We start from the raw sequence: 24,979 nt of genomic DNA, 5'->3' as shown, positions 1-24,979 counted from the left end.
ATGCCGGCCGGGCGGCGGCTCAGATCACCGCCCACAAACCGATGATGGCCGCCAGCACCAGCACGCCGGTCAGGATCTGCGAGGTGCTTCTTTCTTTCTGCAGCGCGCGCTTGAGGCTGTCGTGCGCGCCCTCCAGCTGGTCTATCCTTTGCTGCAGCGAGGCGCGGGCCTCATCCTGGCCCGCCAGCCGCTTCAGCATGTCCTCGCCGCCGAATTCCTTGATGACATCCTTGTTCCACACCCCCAGCAGCTTGTTCACCTTGTCCTTGAAATACAGCGCGGTGCGCTGGGTCGGATCCTGCCACTCGAACTGGAAGCCTTGGCCGGCGAAAAAGGCGTGGCGTTGCAGCCTTTCTTCTTCGGTGCTGCTTTGCCCGGTATTGACCAGGCCCGGGGTGATCGCATAGTCGGGGCAGACGCCCTTGGCCCAGACGATCACGCTGGCGAACAAAAAGGCGTCCAGTCCGCTGCCCATCAGCGCAGGGCTGCAACTGACGCCGCTTTTGGGGCCGAAGGTGACGGACTTGCTCGGGCGGTCCACCCGCACCCAGGCGACGTTGTACACGGCGTGGAAGCGGCTGTCGTCGCCTTCCAGCATTTGCCAGTGCTGGTTGCTGTCGGCGCGGGCGTAGCCGCGGAATTGCAGGCGGAAGTAGTCGGACTGCGAAGTCATGGCGCGGCTGCGCTGCAAGATGCCGTAGATCGGCGCGCCCTCGATATTGAGGGTGAGGATGGTTTCGCCCAGCGGGATGGCCAGATTGGCCAGATTGAGTTCGTTTTCCGGCGGCGGCAGCGGAATGTCTTCCGTCGCCGCCTGGGGGTGGTCGGTGCTTTTGGTATTGTTCGAAGTCATGTGGCAGTGATTCTGTCGCTGGTGGTGGTTCGACTGCGCCCGCCGGACGCCATCGGCATGGGGATTCTATCCTAACATTGTAGGGGAGCGCGCTTGCGCTTGCCGAGGACGGGAGGTGACGGTGCGGTTCATCGGGAATTTCGTTCTCCTGGCGTGCTGGATTTTGCCGGCGATGGCTGGCGGGGTGTGCGGCAAGCCGATTCAGGTGGGGTGGGAGGAGCGGCCGCCCTATCATTACCAGGGACGGGATGGCCGGCCCGCAGGCTACTCGGTGGAACTGCTGAACCAAGCCGCCGCGCGCCTTGGCTGCCGCCTGGCTTATCGTCAAATGCCCTGGTCGCGCAATCTGCAGGAGTTGCGGCTGGGCACGGTGGATGTCGCGATGCAGGCGTTGAAAACGCCGGAGCGGGAGGCGTACGCCTGTTTTGTGCCGGGCTACAGCTCAGCGCAGGTGCGGCTGTGGGTGCGCGCCGATCGCGCTGCGCGCTGGCCGGTTGCCCAGCTGCAGGACTTGGGCAAGCTGGGCCTGGTCAGGCTGGGCGTGACGCATGGCGACAGTTACGGCGACGCATGGGACCGCTGGCTGAAAGCGCCTCCGGCCACGGTGAGGGTGGACGCCGGGGAAACGCTGGCCGGCAGCTTGCGCAAGCTGCAGCTGGGGCGGATAGACCTGCTGCTGGCGACCATGGACACGCTGCCGAATGAGCTGGCCCGCTTGCCGCAACAGCCGGCCATCGTGGCCCTGCCGCCGGCATGGCGCGCGGGCGGCGCCTTTTATGTTTTCAGCAAACGCAGCGTGCCCGCCGAGCTGTGCCGGGCTTTTGCCGGCGCGCTGCGCGACATGAAGCGCGACGGCGTGGTGGACCGGCTCTACCGCAGCCGCTTCAACATCGCTTATCCCGACCCCTAGCCTCAAACCCGCAGCAGCGGCAGCGGCGCGAAGCGGCCGCCCAGCACATTGCGGCTGTCCTTGCCCCACCAGCTGTCGATCGCGGTGGCGTAGACCTGGCGGAAATCTATCGCATGCGGCAGATTGCCGTCGCTGACGCCGGCCAGTTGCGGCGTTTGGCCGTACAGTCCGCCTTTGACGCGGCCGCCGGCGGCGAAGTGGACGCTGGCGGTGCCGTGGTCGGTGCCGCGGTTGGCGTTCTCGCGCGGACGCCGGCCGAATTCGGCGTAGGTCAGCACCAGCGTGTCGTCCCAGCGGCCCAGCCGCGTCATTTCGCCGCGCAGCTGTGCCAGCCCGTCGGCCAGCTCGGCCAGCAGCCGCGCTTGCGCCGGCTGCTGGTTGCCGTGGGTGTCGAAGCCGGTGAGCGTGATGCGGGCGACGGCGATGTCGACGCCGCGCGCCAGCGTGTCGGTCAGCGTGCGCACCGCGACGCCGAAGCCGCCGTTGGGCTTGGGGCCGGCGGTGGGCGATTCGCTGGGCGCGGTGCGCGGCAGCGGCGCCAGGCTGGCGGCGGCCTGGCGGATGTCGCCTTCCACTTTCAAAATATGCTCCAGCGCCGAGCCGGCGTGGCCGGGCTGCTGGTCGGCCACCAGCTTGGCTTGGCGCGCGAAGTCCTGCGGATTGGCCAGCACCACCGCGCGCGCGCCACCGTCCAGCGGGCCCAGCACCTGGCTGGACAGCACCACGCCGTCGGCGGCGAAGTGCTTCGGCGTCGGCTGCTCGCGGAACAGCCGGGTCAGCCAGCCCTCGCTCAGGTATTGCTGGCTGGCCGAGGCGGTGTCCCAGATCTCGATCGAGCGGAAGTGCGACAGATTGGGCTCGGGATAGCCGACGCCCTGCAGCAGCGCCAGCTGCTGGTCCCGCCACAGCGGCATCAGCGGCGACAACGCCGGATTCAGGCTGATGGCCTCATCCAGTTGCAGCACCTGCTCGCGGGCGATGGCGATGCCGGGGCGCAGCCGGTAATAATCTGCGCTGGCGTAGGGGACGACGGTGTTGAGGCCGTCGTTGCCGCCTTTCAATTCAACCAGCACCAGCAGGCGTTTGTAGCCGGCCGGGGCCAGCGCCCAGGACAGGTTGGGCAGCACGCTCAGCATCAGGCCGGCGCCGGCCGCTTTCAGGAATTCGCGTCGTTTGAACATGGCGGTCTCCTTCACTCCACCTGGTAGGCCGGGTCCAGCAGCAACTGGGCGATGGCCTTGGCGCCGCTTTCTCCCTGCGGCAGCGGATTGGCCGGCGGCACCGCCAGCAACAGGCGCGCGGCGTCAGCCGCGCTGCGGGCGTCGTAGATGGCGGCCCATTCGTCGGGTTGCAGCTTCATCGATGCGACACCCTTGGCGACGAAGCGGTTGATGCGCGCCTCGCGGCCGGCCATCTCGTTCAGGCTGCCATCGGCCTGAGCGAAGGTGTCGCGCGCCGGCGCGGCGTCGTGGGCGATGCGGTCGAGGAACTGCTTGCGGGTGAGCAGGGTGGCGCTGTTGATCCAGGCTTCGCCGCCGGGCCAGCCCTTGACGTTGGGCGGCGCGAACACGTCCTGGCCCAGCTGGCGGTTCAGGCCGGCGATCACGCGCCAGTCGGGCGGCGTCAGGTCGAAGGTCACCAGCGTGCCTACGGTCAGCTCCACCGGCGATTTCACCAGTTGGCCCTGGCTGTGCCAGAACTGCGGCGTCAGCAGCAGCGCGCGCATCAAGGGCTTCAACTGGTAGTGGCCGCGGCGGAAGTCGGCGGCCAGCTTGTTGATGCTGGCCGCGTCCGGCGTCGGCGACACGAAATTGCGCCACAATTTGGTGGTGATGAATACCGAGGTTTGCGGCTGCTGCAGCAACAGGTCGATCACGTCGTCGCCGTCGAAATTGCCGCGCTGGCCGAAGATGGTCTTCTCGCCGGCGTCGCGCAGCCGCGGCCGGACGATGAACTGGTCGTCGTGGTCCAGGCCCCAGCCGGTGAAGGCGCGCGCCGCCTCGCGGATATCCTGTTCGCTGTAGTGGCCTTCGCCCAGCGTGAACAGCTCCATCACCTCGCGGGCGAAGTTCTCGTTCGGTTGTTCCTTGCGGTTATTGGCGGTGTCGAGGTAGCGCATCATCGCCGGGTCGCGCGCCACCGCGTGCAAGAGTTGGCCGAAATCGCCCAGCGCGTAGTGGCGCAGCAGCAAATTCTGCTGGTACATCATCTGCGGCGAACGCACCTTGTCCAGCGCCGACACGAAGTGATTGTGCCAGAACAGGGTCATCTTTTCGGTCAGCGGCGACGGCGTGGCGAGCATCTCGGCCAGCCACCAGCTGCGCAGCTCCACCGCGTGCTGGTTGCGCTCTTGCTGCAGCGCTTTTTTCTGTTCCTCGGTCAGGCCAGGCTGGCCGGGGCGCTCGAAGGGGTCGTTGGCCCAGCCGGGCGGCGGCGTGGCCGGCTGGGTGCGGACGCCGGCCAGGATCTTGTCCACCGCGGCTTCGCGGCTGAGCGGCGCGTAAGCGGCGATCTGCGCCGGATTGGCGCCGAAGCCGGTGCGCAGCAGCAGATGGCGCGCGCCGTCGACGCCGATGTCGGCCAGCGCGCAAAGCGGCAGGCTGAACAGCACGGATGAGAGGATTATTTTTTTGAGCATGGTCGCAGGTTCCCGATGCAGGGTAGCCATGCCAGCTTAGCCGCCTATTTTTAGCAAGGTATGTCGGCTCGGGGGAAACTGTGAGGGAATGTTTATGGCATGCGCTGTGGCGGCTGCCTGAGGGCGGACAGGCCATGCCCGGTGTGCGATGATTGGCCATTTTACCGTGAGGTGGCTATGGCGGAAGCTGCGCCGCAGGCGCCGTGGTGGCGAAGAGCCTGTTCAAACGTCTTGTTCCTGCTTTTTTTCTTCTCCCTTCTGGCGCTGATTTTCTTCCTGACATGGCTGTTTTTTTTCCCGCTGCGGGCATTGGGGGATTGGCTATTCATCCCTTTGCCCCGCGGTCAGTATCTGCACCTGGAGACAAATCAAGTTCTGAACCAGCCGGGTTTCGTGCTGCCGCTGCTGTTTTGGGTGTTGGCTTTGCTGGGCGCGCTTTCCGGTTGGCGCGATGGGTTTCGTAAATTGCCCAAGCGGGACAAGGCCAAGCGGCGACAAAAATTGGCGCAGTTGAATCAGCGGTGTTGCCGTTTGCTGGCGATATGCGCAGGGCTGAGCGTGTTGCTGTCTTTGCCCGCCATGCGCAGCTATACAGTCGTGGCTGGGGATGGCATCCATGATATGGATTTCTATCGTCGGCACGAGACGGTGTATCCATTTTCGCAGCTTGAATGCATTAGAAGGTCGGTGGTGCGCGGGGCTATTTTTTACGATTTCTACTTTGATCGAAAAGAGGATGACTCGTTTACAGCGGCCGGACTCAATCCGCAAGCGTTGGCCTGGGTCGAATGCCAAACCGGGAAAAGCTTCCAGAGCTGGATGGGGGCTTGCGGCGGATGGCGGCGGGGCCGATAGGCCGCTATACTAGCGCCCTGTCACCGGGGGTGCCCGCCATGCGGGCTGAGAGACACCCTGAGAACCTGATCTGGATCATGCCAGCGGAGGGAGCGTGATGAGCGGAACATGATCCGCCCTGCCTGCTTGCTCCGTGGCCGCACCGCACGGAGAGATGTCCATGAAGTTGCTTCCCACCCTTGTCGCCGCCGCTCTGAGTCTGGCCGGCCTGTCCGCCCAGGCGGCCGAACTGCGCGTGCTCGCCCATAGCTCGTTCAGCGTCGACAAGCCGCTGCTGGCGGCGTTCGAAAAGCAATACGGCGCCAAGGTGTCCATCATCAAGGCCGGCGACGCCGGAGAGATGACCAACAAGCTGATCCTGACCAAGGCGAATCCGATCGCCGACGTGGTGTTCGGCCTGGACAACAGTCTGATCGGCAAGGCCGAGCAGGCCGGCGCGCTGGCCCCGTTGCCGGCCGAGCTGGCCCGCGGCGGCAAGGTAAGCCTGCCCGGCGCCGCCGCCATCGACTACGGCTACGTGACGTTGAATTACGACAAGGCCTGGTTCGCCAAGAACAAGCTGCCGCTGCCCAAAACCCTGAACGACCTGGCCCTGCCGGCCTACAAGAACCTGCTGGCGGTGGAAAACCCGGCCACTTCCAGCCCCGGCCTAGCCTTCCTGGCCGCCACCATCCACGCGCTGGGCGAGGAAAAGGCCTTCGCGTTGTGGGGCAAGCTGCGCGACAACGGCGTGAAGGTGAGCAAGGGCTGGACCGAAGCCTATTACACCGACTTCTCCAAGAACGGCGGCGGCCGCCCCATCGTGGTCAGCTACGCCACCAGTCCGGCGGCCGAAGTGTTCTACAGCAAGGAAAAGCTGAGCGACGCGCCCACCGCCAACCTGCTGTTGCCGGGCACGGTGTTCCGCCAGGTGGAGGGCGCGGCGCTGGTCAAGGGCGGCAAGGAGCCCAAGCTCGCCCAGCAGTTCATCGCCTTCCTGCGTTCCGACGCGGTGCAGAAGGATATCCCGACGCGGATGTGGATGTACCCGGCGATGGACGGCGTCGCGCTGGACCCAGTGTACAAGCACGCCGAGCAGCCCGCCGCGCACGATACCCCCGACAGCGCGACGCTGGCCGCCAAGCAGCGGGCCTGGGTCGGCCGCTGGGCGCGGGTGGTGCTGAAGTCTGGCGTCTGAATGGCGCCGACATTAGGCCATAATGTCCAGATCCCATGACCAAACGGCAACACAAGTGATGATCGCAGACATAAGCTCCTCCCGCCTGATCCTGCGCCATATGAGCGCGGATTTCCTGCAGGCCTGCCTGCGCGGCGACATCGACGACGCCGCCGCGTTGCTGGGCAGCCGCCCAGACGCCGGCTGGCTGGCGGAGGCGCAACTGATGGCGATGCGGCTGGACGATATGGCCGAAGACGCCGCCTACGCGCCGTGGTCGGTGCGGGCGATGCTGCGCCGCGACGATCTGGCCATGATCGGCCACATCAATTTCCACACCCGGCCGGGCCATCCGTATTTGCAGGGCCACGGCGACGTCGAGCTAGGCTATGCGGTTTATCCGGCGTTCCGCCGCCAGGGCTACGCCCGCGAGGCGCTGCTGGCGATGGCCGGCTGGGCGGCCGGACAGGGCGCCGGGAGAATGGTGCTGTCGATCGAACCCGGCAACCTGCCGTCGCAAGCGCTGGCGGCGCAGCTGGGCTTCGCCAAGGTGGCCCAGGCGCGCGACGAGGATGGTTGCGAAGATGTGCTGACGGCCGACTGGCCGTTGTCTGGAGCGAATGTTTGACGCAGTCGGGTGTCCGGCGGCTGGCGCTGGCCAGCCTGCCCGTGTTGTTTTTGAGCGCGCTGGCGCTGGCGCCGTTGGCGCGGCTGGTGGCCGAAGGCGGCCTGCAGTTCAGTCCGGGCCTGCTGGCCGATTCTTATCTGCGCTGGCGGCTGCTGTGGTCATTGCTGCAGGCGGCGGCCAGCTGCCTGCTGTGCCTGGCGCTGGGCGCGCCGCTGGCCTGGCTGCTGGCGCGCTACCATTTCCCCGGCCGCGGCCTGCTGCTCAGGCTGCTGATGCTGCCCTTCGTGATGCCCACCCTGGTGGCGGCGATGGGGGTGCTGGCCTTGTTCGGGCCGCAGGGGGCGACCGGACTCCATCTGCAGGACACGCCGTGGCTGCTGCTGTACGGCAATCTGTTCTTCAATCTGCCGCTGGTGGTGCGCGCCGCCTGCGACGGCTTTTCCCAGGTGCCGGCCAGCCGGCTGGCCGCCGCCCGCACGCTGGGCGCCACCCCGTGGCGGGCGTTCTGGCGCGTGGAGTGGCCGGCGGCGCTGCCCTGGATCCTCTCCAGCCTGTGCCTGGTCTTCCTGTATTGCTTCTCCGGCTTCGGCCTGGCGCTGATCCTGGGCGGCCAGCGCTACGCCACGCTGGAAGTCGAAATCTACAGCCTGGTGGCTTATGAGTTGAACCTGGCCGACGCCGGCGCGCTGGCGCTATTGGTGTTGCTGGTGTGCGGCGCCGTCGCCGCCGTCTATGCCGCGCTTATGCGCCGGCTGGCGACGGCGGCCAAGGTCGAGCCGCTGCCGCTGCGGCCGGCGCGCGGCTGGCGGGCGCGGCTGGCCTTGCTGGCCGGTTTGCTGACGTTGCTGCTGTTCGCCGGCCTGCCCTTGCTGGCGGTGCTGTGGCGCGGCCTGGCCGGCGGCGGCGGCTGGCTGGCGCTGTGGGACGAGGATGTCCGGCTGGCCTTGTTCAACAGCGCCCGCTTCACCGCGCTGACGGTGCTGGCCGCCGGCGCGCTGGGCCTGTGCCACGCGCTGGCCGCCGGCCGCAGCCTGGCGTTGCGGGCGCTGATCTTCCTGCCTTTCGTCGCGTCGCCGGTTTGCGTCGCTTTCGGCCTGTTGCTGCTGTATCCGCAGTGGAGCGCAGCGCTGGCCTTGCTGCTGGCGGCCTACGCGCTGCTGGCCTATCCCTTTGTCGCCAAGGCCTTGCTGACGGCGCGCGACGGCCAGCCGCCGCATTGGGAGCAGGCGGCGCGCAGCCTGGGCGCCGGCCCGTGGCGGACATTCCGGCGCCTGCAGTGGCCGCTGCTGCAGCCGGCCTTGCGGCGCGGCCTGGCTTTCGCCGCCGCCACCGCGGTGGGCGAATTCGCGGTCACGCTGTTTTTGTCGCGGCCGGAATGGCTGACGCTGACCACGCTGATCTACCAGCGGCTGGGGCGGCCCGGCGCCGCCAATATGGACGCGGCGATGAAGCTGTCCTGCCTGCTGATGCTGCTGGCGCTGCTGGCGTTCTGGATCATCGAAACCGCCGGCGGCGCCGGCTCATGGGAGGACCGTCGTGCTGACGCTGCGAAACCTGAATAAGCGCTTCGGCGCGCGCGTGGTGGCCGACGCGGTCTCGCTGACCGTCGCCGCCGGCGAGACGCTGGCCTTGTTGGGGCCGTCCGGCTGCGGCAAAAGCACATTGCTGAAGATGATCGCGGGCCTGGAGCGGCCGGACGGCGGCGGCATCCATTTTGACGGCGAGGATCTGTGCCGCCAGCCGCCGGAACGGCGCGGCTTCGCGCTGATGTTCCAGGATTTCGCGCTGTTTCCGCATCTGGACGCGCTGGGGAACGTGATGTTCGGCCTGATCGAGCAAGGCTGCGCCAAGCGGGACGCCGCGGCGCAGGCGCGGGAGATGCTGGCGCGGGTGGGGCTGGCCGAGCATGGCGGCCGCAAGGTATGGACGCTGTCCGGCGGGGAGCAACAGCGGGTGGCGCTGGCGCGGGCGCTGGCGACCCGGCCCAGGCTGCTGTTGCTGGACGAGCCCTTTTCCAGCCTGGACGCCGATCTGCGCCGCCAGTTGCTGCAAACGTTCCGCGCGCTGCTGCGCGAAGCCGGCATCCCGGCCATCATCGTCACCCACGACAGGGACGAGGCCTTCGCGCTGGCTGACCGGGTGGCGGTGCTGAAGGCGGGCCGGCTGTTGCAATGCGACACGCCGGCCCGGCTATTGGCGGCGCCGGCGGACGCCTGGCTGGCGCGTTTCATCGGCTACGACAACGTGCTGGCGGATGCCGCTGTGCCGCCGGGCGCGCTGCTGCTGGGGGACGATCAGCCGCCGGCGCGCATCGTCGAACTGATCTGGCTGCCCGATGGCGCGCGCGTCAAGGTGGTGGCGGCGGCGGGCGAGCTGGTGTTGAATCTGTCGGGACGCGAGGCCGCGCGCTGGCAGGCTTCGCTGTTCGTCGGCGGCGAGATCGGCGTCGGCGTGGCCGAGGCCGGGCTGCTGCGCTTTAACTGATTCAGCTCAGTCCGGCCTGCTGCATCTTGCTCAGCAGGCGCAGCAGCTGGCTTTTCTCTTCGGCGCTCAAGGCGTCGGTCACGCGGGCGCAGGCGCGCCAGAACCCGGGCAGCGCTTCGGCCAGCAGCGTCCTGGCCGCTTCGGTCAGGCGCAGTTGCAGGCTGCGGCGGTCGCTCGGGTGCGGCGCGCGCGCGACCCAGTCCCTTTTTTCCAGCCAATCCAGCAAGCCGGTGGCCGAGGCGCGGGTGATGCCGCAGTAGTCGGCGATGCTGGACGGCGTCGGCGGCGCTTCGCCGAACAAGCCTTGCTCATGTAGCCGGAACAACAGCAGCACCTGCAGCTTGTTTTCCGACAGGCCGTGCCTGGACAGGCTGGCGTTGACCAGTTGCAAGGCATCGTCGCCCAGCCACAGCAGCAGCAGGCCGGCGGCGGCGGCGTCGCGGTCGGTGTCCTGGCTGGCCGTTTCCCGCATCAGTTGCAAGTGGGGGGCGTGATGGGCGGTGGAGTCTGCGGCGTTCATCGCGTGGCGGCGGAGAAGAAAATAGACGGCCGATGCTAGCGTAAAAGCGGCAGCGCGTCGATTTCGCCATTAAATTAGGTTGACTAACTATATGCTTAGCGTATTATTTGGATGGAGTGCCGACATGACATCACACAAGGAGAAAATCATGGCCATTCAAGTATGCGAACTGCACCACGTGGGTTTCGCGGTGCCCAAGCGCCAGGTGGACGCGATGCGGGATTTCTACCAGCAGGTATTCGGCCTGCGTGCCGATCCGTCGCGCTGGAATATCCCGGACGTGCCTGGCTGCTTTCTGGATGTGGAGGACGCGCGGCAACTGCACGTGCTGGGCAGCGACGGCGTGTCGCGCTATGCGCAGGGGCCGGAGCGCGATCCGGTGTCCAATCACGTCGCCTTCACCGTGGCCAGCCTGGAGGCGGCGGCCGAGGAGTTGCGTTCCCGCGGCGTGGATTTTTTCAGCCAGCGCAGCGTGGTGGCGGACCGGCTGACGCAGTTGTTCCTGCGCGATCCGGCGGGCAATCTGCTGGAATTGCGGCAGGCGGCGCCGGCCGCGGATTGACGGCGCGGCGGGGAGGGGCCATCGCGGCTTGCGGCAACGGCTCTTTATCCTGCGGCGGGTCGTTGAGCGTCGGCTACAGCGTCCGCCGCAGTTCGCTTGGCGACAGGCCGTAGCGCTGGCGAAAGCGCGCGGCGAAGCGCGACGGCGACGCGTAGCCGCTGGCGGCGGCGATGTCGGCGATGGGCTTGGCGCCGGTTTGCAGGTTTTGCAGGGCCTGGCCCATGCGCACGTCTTCTAGCAGGCGCTGGAAGCCGCTGTCTTCTTCCGCCAGCCGGCGGCGCAGGGTGGAGGCGCCCAGATTCAGCCTCCGCGCCGCCGTTTCCACGCTCCATGGCGCGGCGGGATCCAGCATCAGCAACTGGCGGATCCGCTGCGCCACCGGCGCGGCCGGCGCTTGCAGCAGCGGCCCGGCCTGGCCGGCCAGCGCCAGGGCCAGCAGCACGCCTTCGGCATGGTGCTCGCGCATTTCCGGCGGCGTATCGCCGCGCAGGCTGTCCATCAGCAGCTGCCAGGCGCGGTGGCCCGGTTCGCCGATGTCGAGGCATAGTTCGTTGCCGGCCCGTTGCCGCAGCAGCAGCGAGCCGTGGCGCTCGCAAAAGCGCGCCAGCAGCGCCGGCGGCAGGCTGACCACATCCGCCAGATAGCCGGCGGGGCCGGGAAGGTTGGCGATGTCCAGTTCGCTGCCGGCCGGCAGCAATACCAGCTGCGCGGGTCCGGCCGACATTTCCCGTTCGCCCAGCCAGATGCGCTTGAGGCCGTGGCGCACCCGGCACAGGGCCGGCAGGAATACCGGCACCCGGCGGATGCGCTGCGGCAGGCGGGCGCGGACTTCGCCGGCTTCGATGCGGCATTCGCGCAGCGCGAGGTCGCTCACGCGGGTCAGCGGCCGTAGGTGGCGGTGAGGCTGGCCTTGGCCAGCGCGTTGGCGTTCAGCATGAAGCCCACCAGCGCGCCGCTGGCGTTGGCGTCAACCGGCAGCTTGTCGGTTTTGAGCGCCCAGACGGTGAATTGGTAGCGGTGCGGCTTGTCGCCAACCGGCGGGCAGGCGCCGCCGAAGCGCGATTCGCCGAAGTCGGTGCGGCCCTGCACCGCGCCCGCCGGCAGTTGGCCGCCGGCGCTGCCTGCGCCTTCCGGCAGCGCATGCACGTTGGCCGGCAGGTTCACCACCGTCCAGTGCCACCAGCCGCTGCCGGTGGGCGCGTCCGGATCGTAAACGGTGACGGCGAAGCTCTTGGTGCCGGCCGGCGCGCCGCGCCAGGACAGCTGCGGCGAGACATTGCCGCCTTCGCAGCCGAAGCCTTGGTAGACCTGGCGCGCCGTCAGCGGCTTGCCGTCGGCGATGGTTTCGCTGCTGAGCTGGAAGCCGGCGGCGTGGGCGGCCAGCGGCAGGGCGAGCAGGCTGGCGATCAACAAGGTGTTGCGCATATCGGTTTTCCTGTGGGTGACATGGCGGATGATAGGCGGCGGCGTTCGTTGCCGCTGTGCCGAAACGCTCGCCGGCGGCGCCGCCGCGCTCGCGTTTGAGCGATGGCGGCTAGACCGTCGGGTCCGGCTCAGGCGTTCACGGCGCTTTCGTCCAAGGCGAAAGCGCGCAGGTCGTCGCCGGCCAACCGGTAGCGCACCCACTCGGCTTGCGGCTTGGCGCCGATGGACTGATAGAAGTCTATCGCCGGCTGGTTCCAGTCCTGCACCACCCATTCGAGGCGGCCGCAGTCGTTTTCGCAGGCCAGTTGCGCCAGGCGGCGCAGCAGCGCCTTGCCGGCGCCGGCGCCCCGCACTTGCGGCGTGACATACAAGTCTTCCAGGTAGATGCCGTTTTTGCCCAGCCAGGTGGAGTAGCTGAAGAAGTACACGGCGAAGCCGGCCAGCCGGCCGTCGACATGGCACAGCAGGGCCTGCGCTTTGGCACCGGGGCCGAACAAGGTCGCCTCGATGTCGGCGGCGCTGGATTCCACTTCGTGTTCGGCGCGTTCGTAAATGGCCAGCTCGGTGATGAAGCGGTGGATGGCGGCCGCGTCCTGCGGCTGAGCGGTATGAATCTGGATGGTCATGCGTTTCCTCGGGTGCGCGGGCCCTGGCCGGCTGCGGCGGGCGATGCCGGATATGATCGCATGCCGGCGCTGGGATGAAAACGGCATGCCGGTCCTGCGTGGACAGGAAAAAGGGCCGGCGAACCGGCCCCGGGGCGTCGCGCGGCGGGGTTCAGCCCGCCAGCCAGCTGCCCGGATGGGCTTCCAGCCAGGTCTTGATGTTTTTGGCGTCGTTGACGCGGGCGGAGCTGGCGCCGGCGTCCAGCAGCACGATGACCAGCGGCTGCGAGCCGACCACCGCCTGCAGCACCATGCAGCGGCCCGCTTCCTGGATATAGCCGGTCTTCTGCACCGCGATGTCCCAGTCGCCCTCGCGCACCAGCGCGTTGCTGTTCTTGTATTGCAGCACGCGGTTGCGCGCCGACAGGATCTGGTGTCTTTCGGTGGTGGTGAACTCCCGGATCAGCGGGTATTTCTGCGCCGCCATCACCATCTTGGCCAGGTCGGCGGCGGTGGAGGTATTGCGCACGTCCAGGCCGGTGGGGTCGTGGAAGATGGTTTCCGTCATGCCCAGGCTGCGAGCCTTGTGGTTCATCCGCTGGACGAAGGCGGCGCTGCCGCCGGGGAGGGCGGTGCGGGCCAGCGTCGCGGCGGCGCGGTTTTCCGACGACATCAGCGCCAGCAGCAGCATTTCCCGGCGGCTGAGGGTGGTGCCCACCGCCAGCCTGGAGGTAGTGTGCTTCAGACGGTCGATCTCGGCGTCGGACACCGTCACCTCGTCATCGAGAGACACCCCGGAATCCAGCAATACCATCGCCGTCATCAGCTTGGTGATGGAGGCGATGGGCATGCGCTGGTGGGTGTTCTTTTCGTAGAGGGTTTCGCCGGTGCTGCCGTTGAGCACCAGCACTGAGTGGGAATTGAGCCTGGGGGCGGTGTAGCCGGACATTTCGCTGGCTACCATCACGCCCTGGGGCGAAGCCGCCAACACCGGCGCGGCCAGGGCCGCCGATATCAGCAAGCTTGCGATTTTCTTGATCATGCGTCACTCCGCAGTACGCTTGAGGTGTGAGGAAAAAGGATGCTATCCATCCGGCATTTGCGGCTAACTGCAGTCAACATGCGGTCATCATGGATGATGCGGCGGGATAGCTCCTGCTTGTATTCTAAACAATGTTCCGCCGCCGCGCGGCACGAAAAAGACGTTTTCGGGCGGCTGAAACAGCCAAGGGGGCGCGTCGCCGCGCCGGCGGATGTCCGCCTGGCGCACGCCGGGGGTGAGATTGGCCGGCAATAGGCGTAAAATCAACGGTTTCGCCACTTCCCGCGCGCCTGCCATGCTGCTCAACTTTCCCGATAGCCCGTTTCAGCTGAACCAGCCGTTCCCGCCGGCCGGCGACCAGCCCGCCGCCATCGAGCAACTGGTGGAAGGCCTGTCCGACGGCCTGTCCTACCAGACGCTGCTGGGCGTGACCGGCTCCGGCAAGACCTACACCATGGCCAACGTCATCGCCCAGACCGGGCGGCCGGCCATCATCATGGCGCACAACAAGACGCTGGCGGCGCAGCTGTACAGCGAAATGCGCGAGTTCTTCCCGCATAACGCGGTGGAGTATTTCGTTTCCTATTACGACTACTACCAGCCGGAAGCCTACGTTCCCAGCCGCGACCTGTTCATCGAGAAAGACTCCAGCATCAACGAGCACATCGAGCAGATGCGCCTGTCGGCGACCAAGTCCATTCTGGAGCGGCCGGACTGCATCATCGTGGCCACGGTGTCGGCGATCTACGGCATCGGCGATCCGTCCGACTACCACCAGATGATCCTGCATCTGAAGGAAGGCGAAACCACGCCGCAGCGCGAGATCATCAGCCGCCTCACCACCATGCAGTACAGCCGCAACGACCTGGACTTCGGCCGCGGCACCTTCCGCGTGCGCGGCGACGTGATCGACATCTACCCGGCGGAAAGCAGCGACACCGCGCTGCGCGTCAGCCTGTTCGACGACGAAGTGGAAACGCTGACCCTGTTCGATCCCTTGACCGGCACGACGAAACAGCGCGTCGGCCGCTTCACCGTATTCCCGTCCAGCCACTACGTGACGCCGCGCGACACCGTGCTGCGCGCCTGCGAGCAGATCAAGGACGAGCTGCGCCACCGCATCGAGTGGTATCAGAAAGAGGGCAAGCTGGTGGAGGCGCAGCGCATCGAGCAGCGCACCCGCTTCGACCTGGAAATGCTGTACGAGATGGGCTTCTGCAAGGGCATCGAAAACTATTCGCGCCATTTCTCCGGCCGCGGACCCGGCGATCCGCCGCCGACCTTGATCGACTACCTGCCCAAAAACGCGCTGATGTTCATCGACGAGAGCCATGTCACCGTGCCGCAGGTGGGCGCGATGTACAAGGGCGACGCCGCGCGCAAGGCGAATCTGGTGGAGTACGGCTTCCGCCTGCCGTCCGCCGCCGACAACCGGCCGCTGAAATTCCACGAGTTCGAGCAACTGATGCCGCAGACCGTGTTCGTCTCCGCCACGCCGGCGGTGTACGAAAAGGACCATGCCGGCCAGGTGGTGGAGCAGGTGGTGCGGCCGACCGGCCTGGTGGACCCGCAGATCGAAATCCGTCCGGTGGCCACCCAGGTGGACGACCTGCTGTCGGAAATCCGCGACCGCATGGCGCGCGGCGAGCGCGTGCTGGTCACCACGCTGACCAAGCGCATGGCCGAACAACTGGCCGACTACTACACCGAGCACGGCATCAAGGTGCGCTATCTGCACAGCGACATCGACACGGTCGAGCGGGTGGAGATCATCCGCGACCTGCGCCTGGGCATGTTCGACGTGCTGATCGGCATCAACCTGCTGCGCGAAGGCCTGGATATTCCCGAAGTGAGCCTGGTGGCGATTCTGGACGCCGATAAAGAGGGCTTCCTGCGCAGCGAGCGCAGCCTGATCCAGACCATAGGCCGCGCCGCGCGGAACCTGAATGGCAGGGCATTGCTGTACGCGGATCGCATCACCGATTCGATGAAAAAGGCGATGGACGAGACCGAGCGCCGCCGCGCCAAGCAGATGGCGTTCAACGCCGAGCACGGCATCGTGCCGCGTGGCGTGGAGAAGAAGATCAAGGACATCATCGACGGCGTCTACAGCGTCGAGGCCGAGCGCAAGAAGCTGGTGGATGAGGCGGCGGTGGCGATGATGGACGAGAAGACGCTGGCCAAGGAAATCAAGCGGCTGGAAAAGGACATGATGGAAGCGGCGCGCAACCTGGAGTTCGAACGCGCGGCGCGCATCCGCGACGAACTGAAGCAGCTGAAGGAAAAGGCCTGGCTCAGCGATCTGTAGCCCGGCCCGTTTCCATTCGCATCCCCGCTCAAGCCAGCGGGGATTTTTCTTGCATGCGGCCGGTGTGCTGGCGCTGCTGGCGGAAGCGCTGCGCCAGCAGCGCGCACACCATCAGCTGGATCTGGTGGAACAGCATCAGCGGCAGCACGATGGCGCCGATGGCGTGGCCGGTGAACAGCACCTTGGCCATCGGCACGCCGCTGGCCAGGCTTTTCTTCGAGCCGCAGAACAAGATGGTGATTTGATCCTCGCGATTGAAGCCCAGCTTGCGGCCCGCCAGCGTGGTGAGGCCCAGCAACAGGCCCAGCAGAATGACGTTGACCAGCAGCAGTCCGGCCAGCGCGGCCGGCGGCGTCTGCCGCCACAGGCCGCCTATCACCGCCGCGCTGAAGGCGGTGTAGACCACCAGCAGGATGGAGCCTTGGTCCACGTACTTCAGCATGGCCTTGTGGCGATCCACCCAGCGGCCTATCCAGCGCCGCGCGATCTGGCCGGCGATGAAGGGCAGCAGCAGCTGGTAGACGATGTCCAGCGCCGATCCCATGCCTTGTCCCACGCCGCCATGGCTGACCACCAGCCAGCCCACCAGCAGCGGCGTGATGAAAATCCCCAGCAGGTTGGACGCGGTGGCGCTGCAGATGGCCGCCGGCACATTGCCCTGCGCCATCGAGGTGAAGGCGATCGACGACTGCACCGTGGACGGCAGCATGCACAGATACAGCACGCCCAGATACAGCTCGGGCGTGACCAGCGGCGTCAGCACCGGCTTGAGCAGCAGTCCCAGGATGGGGAACAGCGCGAAGGTGCAGGCCAGCACGGTCAGGTGCAGCCGCCAGTGGCCGATGCCGGCCAGCACCGCCTCGCGCGACAGTTTGGCGCCATGCAGGAAGAACAGCAGGCCTATCGCCAGATTGGTGATCAGGTTGAAGGCCTGCGCGGCGGCGCCGGAGCAGGGCAGCAGGCTGGCCAGCGCGACGGTGGAGAGCAGGGCCAGGGTGAAGGAGTCCAGCAGTTTTGGCATGTCGGCGATTCTTGTGAGGCGTGGATGCGCCTATTGAATCGCAGTCATATTCAGAATACAAATGTATTTATTTGATCAATTGATGAGTATTTTTTATGAATGTCAGTCTGCGTCAATTGCGGGTATTCCGCGCGGTGGCCGAACAAGCCAGTTTCAGCCGGGCCGGCGACCAGTTGGGCTTGACCCAGCCGGCGGTAAGCCGCGCGGTGAGGGAACTGGAGCAGGCGCTTGAGTTGCGCCTGCTCGACCGCACCACCCGCGAAGTGGTGCTGACCGACGCCGGCCAGCGGCTATTGCCCAAGCTGGCGCGCGTGCTGGACGAACTGGACGAGGTGCTGCTGGCTGCGCGCAAGGAGGGCGGCCAGGCGATGGGCAGCGTGCATGTGGCCAGCAGCCCGACGCTGTCGGCCAGCCTGATGCCGGCCATCATCGCCGCCTGCCGGCAGCGCTATCCGCTGTTGCGGCTGCATCTGCAGGACCAGGTGCAGCGCCTCAACGTGGCGGCGGTGCGCGGCGGCGAGGCGGACTTCGGCCTGGTGGTGGAGCCCGAGCCCGGCGATGACCTGTGGCAGGAGGAAGTGCTGGTGGATGATTTCTGGCTGGTGTGCCGCGGCGATCATCCGCTGGCGGCCGGCGCCTGGGTGTCGTGGCGCCAGCTGGACGGCGAGCCGCTGGTATTGCTGGACGACAGCTCCGGCAGCCGGCCGCTGATAGACCAGCTGCTGCTGCGGCACGGGCTGGATTGCCCGGTGGCGCAGCAACTGGGGCATTCCCATTCGGTGTTCCGCATGGCGGCCGCCGGCATCGGCGTCAGCATCACCCCCGGCCTCGCCATGCCCTTGCCGGCGGGCTGCGGCCTGGTGGCGCGGCCGCTGCTGCCGCGCGCCAGCCGCCGCATCGTGCTGATCCGCCGCCGCAACCGCACCTTGTCGCCGGCGGCGGAAAGCCTGTGGCGGCTGGTGCTGGAAATGCGCCAGCCGTTGCAACGGCTGGCGGAGGAGATCATGGAAAGAGCGCTGTCAGGTAATTGATCGGCGCGTGGTCGGCCAGATCGCGCAGCGGCACCGAGTCTATCTTCCAGGCGCGCTGCAGCAGGTATTCCTCGCGCGCGGCGGCCTGGTCGGCGGCGATATCGAAGCCGGGCGCGTCGTGAATGCCGCCATCCTTGTCGATATAGCGCTCGCCGGGCAGGTGGACGTAAAGCGGGAAGTCGGGCGTTTCCGGCGGCACCCTGGCGACTAGGTCGCAGCAGTCGACATAGCGGCAGATGGCCTGGCCGGCGCAGGCGGCGGCGAAGTCCTGATCGCCCACCCGCGGCGAGCCGATGGTGATCAGTTCGGCCTGGCGATGCGCCGAGGCGAACAGGGTGGCGATGGCGGCGCCCAGGCTGTGGCCGGCCAGGATCAGTTGCGGGGTGGCATGGTTGTCCCACCAGCTGGAAAAGGCCGGCAGCAGCTGGCCGGCGGCGGCGGCGAAGCCCAGATGCACCCTGCCGCCCTGGCTCCAGGGCGTCAGCGATGCCCGCAGGTCGGTGGCGATGTCGGTGATCTGGCTGACTTCGGTGCCGCGGAACGCCACTATCGTCAATGTGGATGGCAGCACCGCGGCGAAGCCGTGCGAGTGGCTGTTGTCGACGCTGAAGGTTTGCGCCAACTGCAGCCCGGCGAGCGACAGCGCCGATGCCAGGCGGTGGCGCTCCGCGTCGCCGTCTTCGAAGCGGATGTAGGCCAGGCGCGCGCATTCGGCCGCCAGTTGCGGGTGGCTGTAGCTGCGGTCGAACTGGAACAGCGTGTCGCTCAGCCCCGGGTTCAGCAGCGCGGCGCTGCTGGCGTCGTAGCGTGGGTTCATGGCGGGTCTCCTTGTCGTCAGTTGCGCGCCTTCCAGGCGCTGATGGCGTCGTGGGCGGCTTGCAGGAAAGCCTTGGCCTTGTCCGGGTCGCCCTGGATGGCGTTGAAGCTGTCCTTGATGGCTTGCTGCTGTTCCGGCGGCGCCACGCTCAGCTGGCGGGCCAGCGCGATTTGGGCGAAGCCGCGCAGCGACGGGGGCGGCGCGCCGCCGGACAGGGTGGCGGCCGCGCCGACCGGACCCGCCGCCGGGGCGGGCAGGGTTTGCGGGGCGTTCTGGCGGCTGGCGGACTGGATCAAGGGCGCGAGGCTGTTGGCGTCGCGGTCGCGATGGGTCAGCGGCCCGCCTAGCTCGAACAGCTCGCACACGGTTTTGACGATGGAGCTGTGATCGTACTGGCGATGGTCGATCAGGTTTTCGCCCACCCAGGGCGAGGCGACGATGCACGGCACCCGCAGGCCCAGCCGGTCGAAGGCGAAGTTGTGCGCATTGTGCTCGCTGCCGGGCTGGGTATCGCCGGGCGGCGTGGCGGCGGGCGGGAAAACATGGTCGAAGAATCCGCCGTGCTCGTCGAACAGCACCAGCAGCATGCTGTTGGTCCAGATGCGCGAGGCCCGCAGCGTTTCGTAGACGGTTTTGACCAGCGCTTCGCCTGCCCTGGCGTCGTTCAGCGGGTGCATGCTGTTGCCGTCCAGATAGTGGTTGTGGACGTCGTAGCGCGGCTCGATGAACAGGTAGGCGGCGTTGAAGTCGTCCGCGTTGATCAGTTCGCCGAAATCGTCGAGGTCGCGGAAATGGCCGTTCAGCGCCGCGTGGGTCATGCCTCGCAGCGAAAACGCCTGGGGAAAGGAGTCGCCCTCTATGATTTTCCAGTCGAGGCCGTGATGGTCCAGCCGGTCGAAAAGCGTGCCGTTGGGCAGGGCGAAGCCGGCCACATAGTAATCGGCGATCTGGCCATCGCTGGGGCTGTCGTCCAGGCCGGCGGATGAAGCGGCGTGCGCGAAATAGCGGTTTGGCCAGGTGGGGCCTGGCAGCGACGAGAACCAGCCATCGCACAGCACGAAGGCCTTCGCCAGCGCGTTCAGCACCGGCAGTTGCTCGGGGGTGAGGCTTTGCATGGCCAGGCCGGGGGCGTTGGCGCCGCCGGCGGCGTAATTGGCGACGAAGCCGCTGTTGGCCTGGCCGGCCGCCGGCACCGGATAGGCCGCGCCGGTCAGCCGGCCATGGGCGTCGGTATTCTGCCGCCAGGCGTCTACGCCGCATAGGCAAGTCAGCGTGTTCTGAAACTCATGGCCGGGGTCGGTGCTCAGCTGGAACGGGGCGTTGCCGGCCGCCGCGGCATAGGGATGGGTTTCGCCGTGGTCGGAGAAAACGTTGACTGGCGGCGGGGTCGGAACGCCTTGCGCGCGGGTGGCGCGCCCGGTTTTGGCGTCGGCGCCGGTGATGTTGGAAAAACCCAGCAGATGATCGAAGGAGCGGTTTTCCAGCATCAGGACGATGATGTGCTGGATGGGGGAGTCGGACATGATGGCCTCCTGATGCGCGCGCGGGCCGGCGCGGCGAGATCCCCTTGGATTTGCGGATGATGGCGCGGCGGCCTTTCTTCGGGAAGGCTCGGACGTGCGGATAAGCTCAGTGATAGCGCATGGCGGGACGATAGTTCGCTGCCGGCTTTCCTGCCTTGGTTTTGTCGAAGCGCGGCAAGCCGCGCCGGATATGGCGGCCGTCGCAATCAGGTCTAATATTTTGCCGTATTTGCGCTTAGCCGGCTTGTTGCGGATTTTGTCTGCTGCACGCGCCGGCTCCAGGCTATTGGAAGGGAAAGCTCAGCCGCAGGTTGAACGAGTTGCCGCCGACGTCGCTGCGGGTGTGGAAGCCGTAGGTGTAGACGCCCATCAGCTTCAAGCTGCCGAACTGATAGCCGAGCAAGGGGCCGATGCCGTAGTTGCTGGCGCGGCAGCCGCCGGTTTGCGCGCAGGCCGCCGCGCCGCTGCCGGAGTCGTCGCCCAGCTGGTTTTCCTGGTAGCCTCCCAGGCCGACGGTCCATTTGCCTATGGTTTTGGCCGCGGTATAGTCTATGGCCAATTGCGGGCCGGAGCGGTAATGGGTGTCGGTATTCTGGAAATTGTACGAATAGGTGGCGTCCATGGTCAGGTTCCAGCCGGCGCGCAGCCAACTGACGGCCAGGCTGGGCTGGAGCGACCAGAAGCCGTTGGCCGATCCCAGGAAGGTGCCACCGGGCAGGCGGCCCGGCGACGAGCTGCCGGTGGGAAGGTAAACCGCCAGCCCGGTTTTGAGGTGGAAGTTTTCCGGCAGCGTCCAGGATAGCTGGCCGGGGATCAAGATGGTGTTGAAGGCGCCCCAGCGGCCATTCGACGGGATGCCGTTACCCTTCAGCGTGGTGTAGTCGATGGGTTGGGCGATGGCCACCGCGTAGTCGGCGCCCCATATCTTGATGCCGGTCGACCATAGCACCTCGGGCAGCTCGATCAGCGCATCCACCTTCAGGCCGGTCTTGTTGCCGTTATGGTCGAACTTGTCCACCGAAGTCCAGTAGTTGTTCAGCACGCCATACAGCCCTTCGGGCGGCAGCGCGCCGGCGGCGAGGCCGATGTTGACGCCGCGCAGATGCGGGTCCCACAGTTCTTGTCCATGCGCTCCGAAGTGAGGCAGCAGCGCCGCGACGGCGGCAGCCCGAGCGATCAGTCTGGATGGTTTCATCTTGTCCGCTTTCTGTCCTGTCGGGCGCTGCGGTTGGCGATGCGCGGGAGATTTGGGCCCGCGGCTGGCAGTTGGCAGGGTGAGTATAGATCGCGTATTCCAAAAGCGTATGCTGATGAGGTTTTTGATGATCGGCTTGTGCCCCTTAGTCTTCGCGCTGGCGGAGCGGCGCCGCATCCGGCGGGAGTCGGTGCCTGGCGGCTAAGCGGCGAAATGTGCCCCAGGCGGTCGGATGATGTCCCGCTGGCATCGTTTGCGGATAAAATCCGCCGCTAATGATTTGCCGTTCGGCCTTGCCGGGCAGGCGGGCGCTTGCCGCGGCATGACCGTCGATGGGCGTGTGAAGATTTCAGTTCAGGAATGCAGTCAAGGAGACGCGAAGTGGAGCAGCAGTTACAGGCTTATCAGGTGGGCGGCAACGATATCGTCGCGGCTTACTCGCAGGAGGGCGCGCTGGCCGTGCTGGAGGAACTGGCAGGCGAGACCGGACTCGCCTTGGAAGATGTCAGTCCGATCGAGGAAGCGGAACTGGATGTGCCGGTGGAAGATGAAGACGGCGCAGCCTGCCCGACCATCCGCCAGATGCTGGCGGAGTTGAGCGAACCGGCTTATCTGTTTGGCTGGGATTGAGCTCGCAGGGAGTGGGTGGACGCTGGCGGCGCTGTAGTTTTGGCTGGACTTTTTGACGAGGTATCGTGGATGTTGGAAGAACAAGCCGTCTCGATTTTATTTGTCTGCCACGGCAATATCTGCCGTTCCCCCACCGCCGAAGCCATTATGCGGCGCTTATCGGAGCGGGCCGGGCTGGCTGAAGCGATCCGGGTGGACTCAGCCGGCACGCATGGTTACCACGCGGGGGAGGCACCGGACGCGCGCAGCGTTCAGGCAGCGGCGCGGCGCGGGTATGATTTGTCCGGCTTGCGGGCCCGCCAAGTGGTGGACGCCGATTTTTCCGGCTTTGATCTGATCCTGGCGGCGGATGCCAGCAATCTGGCGGATTTGCGTCGGCGCTGTCCCAAGACTTTGCAGAACCGCTTGCACCTGATGCTTGAGCCGCTGGGCGGCGAGATGGAGGTGCCCGACCCCTATTACGGCGGCGGCAAAGGCTTTGAAACGGTGCTGGATTTGTTGGAGCAGGCATGCGCCGGCTGGCTGAGCCGATTGCGCCCGGCGGGGGGCTGACAGGATGGCGGGCTGACCTGGCAGGGCAAGTCCTGCTAAGCTATCTAAACAAACCCTATCAGGCCCGAGTAAGGTCCGGCGAGGCGCAACGGCGTCCGCCGGCGCGGGCGGACCATGTCAGCAAGGTAAATCCATGGCCCTGACTTCGCGCGAAAGAGCGAGCAAAACCCCGCTGGAGATAGTTCCCAGCCATAGCGCGGATGTCATTCTGCCGCGCCAGCCGGGCAAGACGCCGCTGGCTAGCCAAACCGTGATCGTCATCGGATCGTCCACCGGCGGAACTGAGGCGCTGCGCACGCTGCTGACCGCGCTGCCGGCCAATATGCCGCCCATTCTGATCGCGCAGCACATGCCGGAAATGTTCACCCAATCCTTCGCGCAGCGGCTGGATTCGCTGTGCCGGCTGCGGGTGAAGGAGGCGGAGGACAATGAAAGGCTGCAGGCCGGCATGGTGTACATCGCGCCAGGCCATTCCCATTTGCTGATCAAGAACGCGCCGACCATAGGCTACAGCACGTCGCTGAACAATGGTCCGGCGGTAAACCGCCACCGGCCCTCGGTGGATGTGCTGTTCCGCTCCGCGGCCAATCTGGTTGGCAAGAACTGCATCGGCGTCATCCTGACCGGCATGGGCCGCGACGGCGCCAGCGGCATGCTGGAGCTGAAGCAGGCCGGCGCCTGGAACATCGCCCAGGACGAAGCCAGCTGCGTGGTGTTCGGAATGCCCAAGGAGGCGATCGCGCTGGGCGCCGCGCACGAGGTGCTGGGGCTGACCGGCATCGCTCAAAGATTGGTGACGCTGGCGCATCAGCGCCAGCCTTCCGCATAAACTAAGCATTGGATTCCATGAAGTTTCTACCGATTCTGGTGGTCGAGGACGACGCAGACCTGCGCGAAGCCATCGTAGACACCTTGTCCCTGTCCGGTTACCCCACGCTGGAGGCCGGCGACGGCACCCAGGCCCTGCAAAGGCTGAGGCAGGAGCCGGTGGGTCTGATCATTTCCGATGCCCAGATGGCGCCGATGGACGGTTACACGCTGTTCGAGGAAGTGAAGAAGCATTACCCGGGCGTGCCGTTCATCCTGATGACCGCCTACGGCGTGATCGAGCGCGCGATCGAGCTGCTGCGCGCCGGCGCCACTCATTACCTGCTCAAGCCGTTCGAGCCGCCCAGCCTGCTGGCCGAGGTGGAAAAGCATATATTGACGATGGCCGGGGACGAAGGCGGCGAGGTGGTGGCGGAATCGGCGGCGATGCGGCAGCTGTTCGCCCTGGCCGGGCGGGTGGCGCAAAGCGACGCCAGCGTGATGGTCAGCGGTCCCAGCGGCACCGGCAAGGAAGTGCTGGCGCGTTACATCCATCGCCACTCCCGCCGAAAAGACGGTCCTTTCGTGGCGGTGAACTGCGCGGCGATACCGGACAATCTGCTGGAGTCGACGCTGTTCGGCCACGAGCGCGGCGCCTTCACCGGCGCGGCCCAGGCGCTGCCCGGCAAGTTCGAGCAGGCGCAGGGCGGCACCATCTTGCTGGACGAAGTGACGGAGATGCCGCTGACGCTGCAGGCCAAGCTGCTGCGCGTGCTGCAGGAGCGAGAGGTGGAGCGCATCGGCAGCACCCGCACCATCAAGCTGGACATCCGGGTGCTGGCCACCTCCAACCGCGATTTGCAGGCCGAGGTGGAGTCCGGGAAATTCCGCGAGGACCTGTTTTTCCGGCTGAACGTCTTTCCCTTGCGCATCCCGGCGCTGGCCGACCGGCCGGACGATATCCTGCCCTTGGCACGATTCCTGCTTAAAAAACATATGGAGGCCGCCGGGCGCGCGTCCCTGGTGTTTTCCAGGGATGCGGAACGTCATTTGACGGCCTATAGTTGGGAGGGTAACATCCGCGAACTGGATAATGTCGTACAGCGGGCGGTGATTCTTGCCGCCGGGGCGGAAATTTCTGCCGCCGATCTGCTGCTGGGCGATATCGCAGGCGTGGGGCAGTTTACCCGGGCAGTGTCTGAATCAGACAGTTCGGTGTCGGATGAAACCGACATGAAAACCCTTGAAAAACGCCATATTCTGGAAACATTGGCAGCCGTCGGCGGCGTGAAGAAGCTGGCGGCCGAAAAACTGGGCATCAGCGAGCGCACTTTGCGCTACAAGCTGCAGCGATACCGTGATGAAGACGCTGCGGATTCTGGCCTGGATGTTTCGGAGGGAAATGGCACGGAGTAGC

Annotated in this window: 25 protein-coding genes and 1 riboswitch; of the genes, 13 read left to right on the top strand and 12 right to left on the bottom strand. The window is 66.4% G+C overall.

Annotated elements, in window-relative coordinates:
- Positions 1 to 19: 19 nt before the first annotated feature.
- A complete protein-coding gene (locus MY55_RS00380; RefSeq protein WP_065201829.1) occupies positions 20 to 853 on the bottom strand; it encodes a hypothetical protein in 834 nt (277 codons plus the stop codon).
- A gap of 121 nt (positions 854 to 974) precedes the next feature.
- On the opposite strand from MY55_RS00380, the gene MY55_RS00375 reads away from it, so the two are divergent.
- Positions 975 to 1,763 carry a substrate-binding periplasmic protein gene (locus MY55_RS00375; protein ID WP_157889247.1) on the top strand — a complete coding sequence of 263 codons (789 nt, stop codon included), beginning with the start codon at positions 975 to 977 and terminating at the stop codon, positions 1,761 to 1,763.
- Between the two features lie 2 nt (positions 1,764 to 1,765).
- On the opposite strand, the gene MY55_RS00370 is transcribed toward MY55_RS00375, so the two are convergent.
- Entirely contained in the window at positions 1,766 to 2,944 is a 1,179-nt protein-coding gene (locus MY55_RS00370) for a DUF1501 domain-containing protein (protein ID WP_065201827.1), read from the bottom strand.
- A gap of 11 nt (positions 2,945 to 2,955) precedes the next feature.
- Positions 2,956 to 4,401: a DUF1800 domain-containing protein gene (locus MY55_RS00365; protein WP_080509595.1), complete on the bottom strand. Its 1,446-nt coding sequence runs from the start codon at positions 4,399 to 4,401 to the stop codon at positions 2,956 to 2,958.
- Between the two features lie 177 nt (positions 4,402 to 4,578).
- On the opposite strand from MY55_RS00365, the gene MY55_RS00360 reads away from it, so the two are divergent.
- From MY55_RS00360 to MY55_RS00340, 5 genes are all read left to right on the top strand, one after another.
- The gene (locus MY55_RS00360; RefSeq protein WP_152681629.1) at positions 4,579 to 5,256 is read left to right on the top strand and encodes a hypothetical protein; all 678 of its coding nucleotides are present in this window, start codon (positions 4,579 to 4,581) and stop codon (positions 5,254 to 5,256) included.
- 15 nt (positions 5,257 to 5,271) lie between these two features.
- A riboswitch (TPP riboswitch) is annotated at positions 5,272 to 5,366 on the top strand.
- Between the two features lie 50 nt (positions 5,367 to 5,416).
- Positions 5,417 to 6,433, top strand: a complete 1,017-nt coding sequence (locus MY55_RS00355) for a thiamine ABC transporter substrate-binding protein (RefSeq protein WP_043579197.1) — start codon at positions 5,417 to 5,419, stop codon at positions 6,431 to 6,433.
- Positions 6,434 to 6,491: 58 nt separating this feature from the next.
- A complete protein-coding gene (locus tag MY55_RS00350; protein WP_052878075.1) occupies positions 6,492 to 7,040 on the top strand; it encodes a GNAT family N-acetyltransferase in 549 nt (182 codons plus the stop codon).
- Positions 7,037 to 8,602 carry an ABC transporter permease gene (locus tag MY55_RS00345; protein WP_043579198.1) on the top strand — a complete coding sequence of 522 codons (1,566 nt, stop codon included), beginning with the start codon at positions 7,037 to 7,039 and terminating at the stop codon, positions 8,600 to 8,602. Before MY55_RS00350 ends, MY55_RS00345 begins: the two co-directional genes overlap by 4 nt.
- Positions 8,577 to 9,524 carry an ABC transporter ATP-binding protein gene (locus tag MY55_RS00340; protein ID WP_047236534.1) on the top strand — a complete coding sequence of 316 codons (948 nt, stop codon included), beginning with the start codon at positions 8,577 to 8,579 and terminating at the stop codon, positions 9,522 to 9,524. The genes MY55_RS00345 and MY55_RS00340 overlap by 26 nt, the downstream gene beginning before the upstream one ends.
- A gap of 1 nt (position 9,525) precedes the next feature.
- Here the strand turns inward: MY55_RS00340 and MY55_RS00335 are convergent, their stop codons facing one another.
- Entirely contained in the window at positions 9,526 to 10,044 is a 519-nt protein-coding gene (locus tag MY55_RS00335; RefSeq protein WP_065201826.1) for a MarR family winged helix-turn-helix transcriptional regulator, read from the bottom strand.
- 148 nt (positions 10,045 to 10,192) lie between these two features.
- Between MY55_RS00335 and MY55_RS00330 the strand changes: the two genes are divergently transcribed.
- Positions 10,193 to 10,606, top strand: a complete 414-nt coding sequence (locus MY55_RS00330; protein WP_065201825.1) for a VOC family protein — start codon at positions 10,193 to 10,195, stop codon at positions 10,604 to 10,606.
- 73 nt (positions 10,607 to 10,679) lie between these two features.
- On the opposite strand, the gene MY55_RS00325 is transcribed toward MY55_RS00330, so the two are convergent.
- From MY55_RS00325 to MY55_RS00310, 4 genes are all read right to left on the bottom strand, one after another.
- Positions 10,680 to 11,480, bottom strand: coding sequence for a helix-turn-helix transcriptional regulator (locus MY55_RS00325; RefSeq protein ID WP_052941694.1), 801 nt, complete (start codon positions 11,478 to 11,480; stop codon positions 10,680 to 10,682).
- Positions 11,481 to 11,485: 5 nt separating this feature from the next.
- On the bottom strand, positions 11,486 to 12,031 hold the full coding sequence (locus MY55_RS00320; RefSeq protein WP_043579201.1) for a kinase inhibitor: 546 nt from the start codon (positions 12,029 to 12,031) through the stop codon (positions 11,486 to 11,488).
- Positions 12,032 to 12,159: 128 nt separating this feature from the next.
- The gene (locus MY55_RS00315; protein ID WP_043579202.1) at positions 12,160 to 12,657 is read right to left on the bottom strand and encodes a GNAT family N-acetyltransferase; all 498 of its coding nucleotides are present in this window, start codon (positions 12,655 to 12,657) and stop codon (positions 12,160 to 12,162) included.
- 151 nt (positions 12,658 to 12,808) lie between these two features.
- Entirely contained in the window at positions 12,809 to 13,678 is an 870-nt protein-coding gene (locus MY55_RS00310) for a serine hydrolase (RefSeq protein ID WP_043579203.1), read from the bottom strand.
- A gap of 295 nt (positions 13,679 to 13,973) precedes the next feature.
- Here MY55_RS00310 and uvrB point away from each other — a divergent pair, with 295 nt between their 5' ends.
- A complete protein-coding gene (gene uvrB, locus MY55_RS00305; protein WP_043579204.1) occupies positions 13,974 to 15,986 on the top strand; it encodes an excinuclease ABC subunit UvrB in 2,013 nt (670 codons plus the stop codon).
- Between the two features lie 28 nt (positions 15,987 to 16,014).
- Here the strand turns inward: uvrB and MY55_RS00300 are convergent, their stop codons facing one another.
- Complete coding sequence (locus tag MY55_RS00300) at positions 16,015 to 17,007, bottom strand: bile acid:sodium symporter family protein (protein ID WP_065201824.1); 993 nt, start codon at positions 17,005 to 17,007, stop codon at positions 16,015 to 16,017.
- A 95-nt stretch (positions 17,008 to 17,102) separates the two neighbouring features.
- Between MY55_RS00300 and MY55_RS00295 the strand changes: the two genes are divergently transcribed.
- Positions 17,103 to 18,038, top strand: a complete 936-nt coding sequence (locus MY55_RS00295; RefSeq protein WP_065201823.1) for a LysR family transcriptional regulator — start codon at positions 17,103 to 17,105, stop codon at positions 18,036 to 18,038.
- Here the strand turns inward: MY55_RS00295 and MY55_RS00290 are convergent.
- The 3 genes from MY55_RS00290 to MY55_RS00280 form a co-directional block, all read right to left on the bottom strand.
- Positions 18,010 to 18,855, bottom strand: a complete 846-nt coding sequence (locus MY55_RS00290) for a lipase family protein (protein WP_043579207.1) — start codon at positions 18,853 to 18,855, stop codon at positions 18,010 to 18,012. The two genes, MY55_RS00295 and MY55_RS00290, sit on opposite strands and share 29 nt — an antisense overlap.
- A 17-nt stretch (positions 18,856 to 18,872) precedes the next feature.
- The gene (locus tag MY55_RS00285; RefSeq protein WP_052258292.1) at positions 18,873 to 20,378 is read right to left on the bottom strand and encodes an alkaline phosphatase family protein; all 1,506 of its coding nucleotides are present in this window, start codon (positions 20,376 to 20,378) and stop codon (positions 18,873 to 18,875) included.
- 283 nt (positions 20,379 to 20,661) lie between these two features.
- Entirely contained in the window at positions 20,662 to 21,573 is a 912-nt protein-coding gene (locus MY55_RS00280; protein ID WP_047244150.1) for a SphA family protein, read from the bottom strand.
- Between the two features lie 381 nt (positions 21,574 to 21,954).
- Between MY55_RS00280 and MY55_RS00275 the strand changes: the two genes are divergently transcribed.
- The 4 genes from MY55_RS00275 to MY55_RS00260 all read left to right on the top strand — a co-directional run bounded on the left by MY55_RS00275 (position 21,955) and on the right by MY55_RS00260 (position 24,978).
- A complete protein-coding gene (locus MY55_RS00275) occupies positions 21,955 to 22,203 on the top strand; it encodes a hypothetical protein (RefSeq protein WP_043579209.1) in 249 nt (82 codons plus the stop codon).
- A gap of 69 nt (positions 22,204 to 22,272) precedes the next feature.
- Positions 22,273 to 22,755 (top strand): low molecular weight protein-tyrosine-phosphatase, encoded by a 483-nt coding sequence (locus MY55_RS00270; protein WP_043579210.1) that lies wholly within the window; start codon positions 22,273 to 22,275, stop codon positions 22,753 to 22,755.
- Positions 22,756 to 22,888: 133 nt separating this feature from the next.
- Complete coding sequence (locus tag MY55_RS00265; RefSeq protein WP_043579211.1) at positions 22,889 to 23,584, top strand: chemotaxis protein CheB; 696 nt, start codon at positions 22,889 to 22,891, stop codon at positions 23,582 to 23,584.
- A gap of 17 nt (positions 23,585 to 23,601) precedes the next feature.
- Positions 23,602 to 24,978 (top strand): sigma-54-dependent transcriptional regulator, encoded by a 1,377-nt coding sequence (locus tag MY55_RS00260; RefSeq protein ID WP_047258223.1) that lies wholly within the window; start codon positions 23,602 to 23,604, stop codon positions 24,976 to 24,978.
- The last annotated feature ends 1 nt before the right edge of the window (position 24,979 follow it).

The sequence above is a fragment of the Chromobacterium subtsugae genome (genome assembly GCF_001676875.1).
Lineage (GTDB): Bacteria > Pseudomonadota > Gammaproteobacteria > Burkholderiales > Chromobacteriaceae > Chromobacterium > Chromobacterium subtsugae.
Note: the sequence above shows the minus strand (reverse complement) of the source record. Positions and strands in the feature narration are given on the sequence as shown.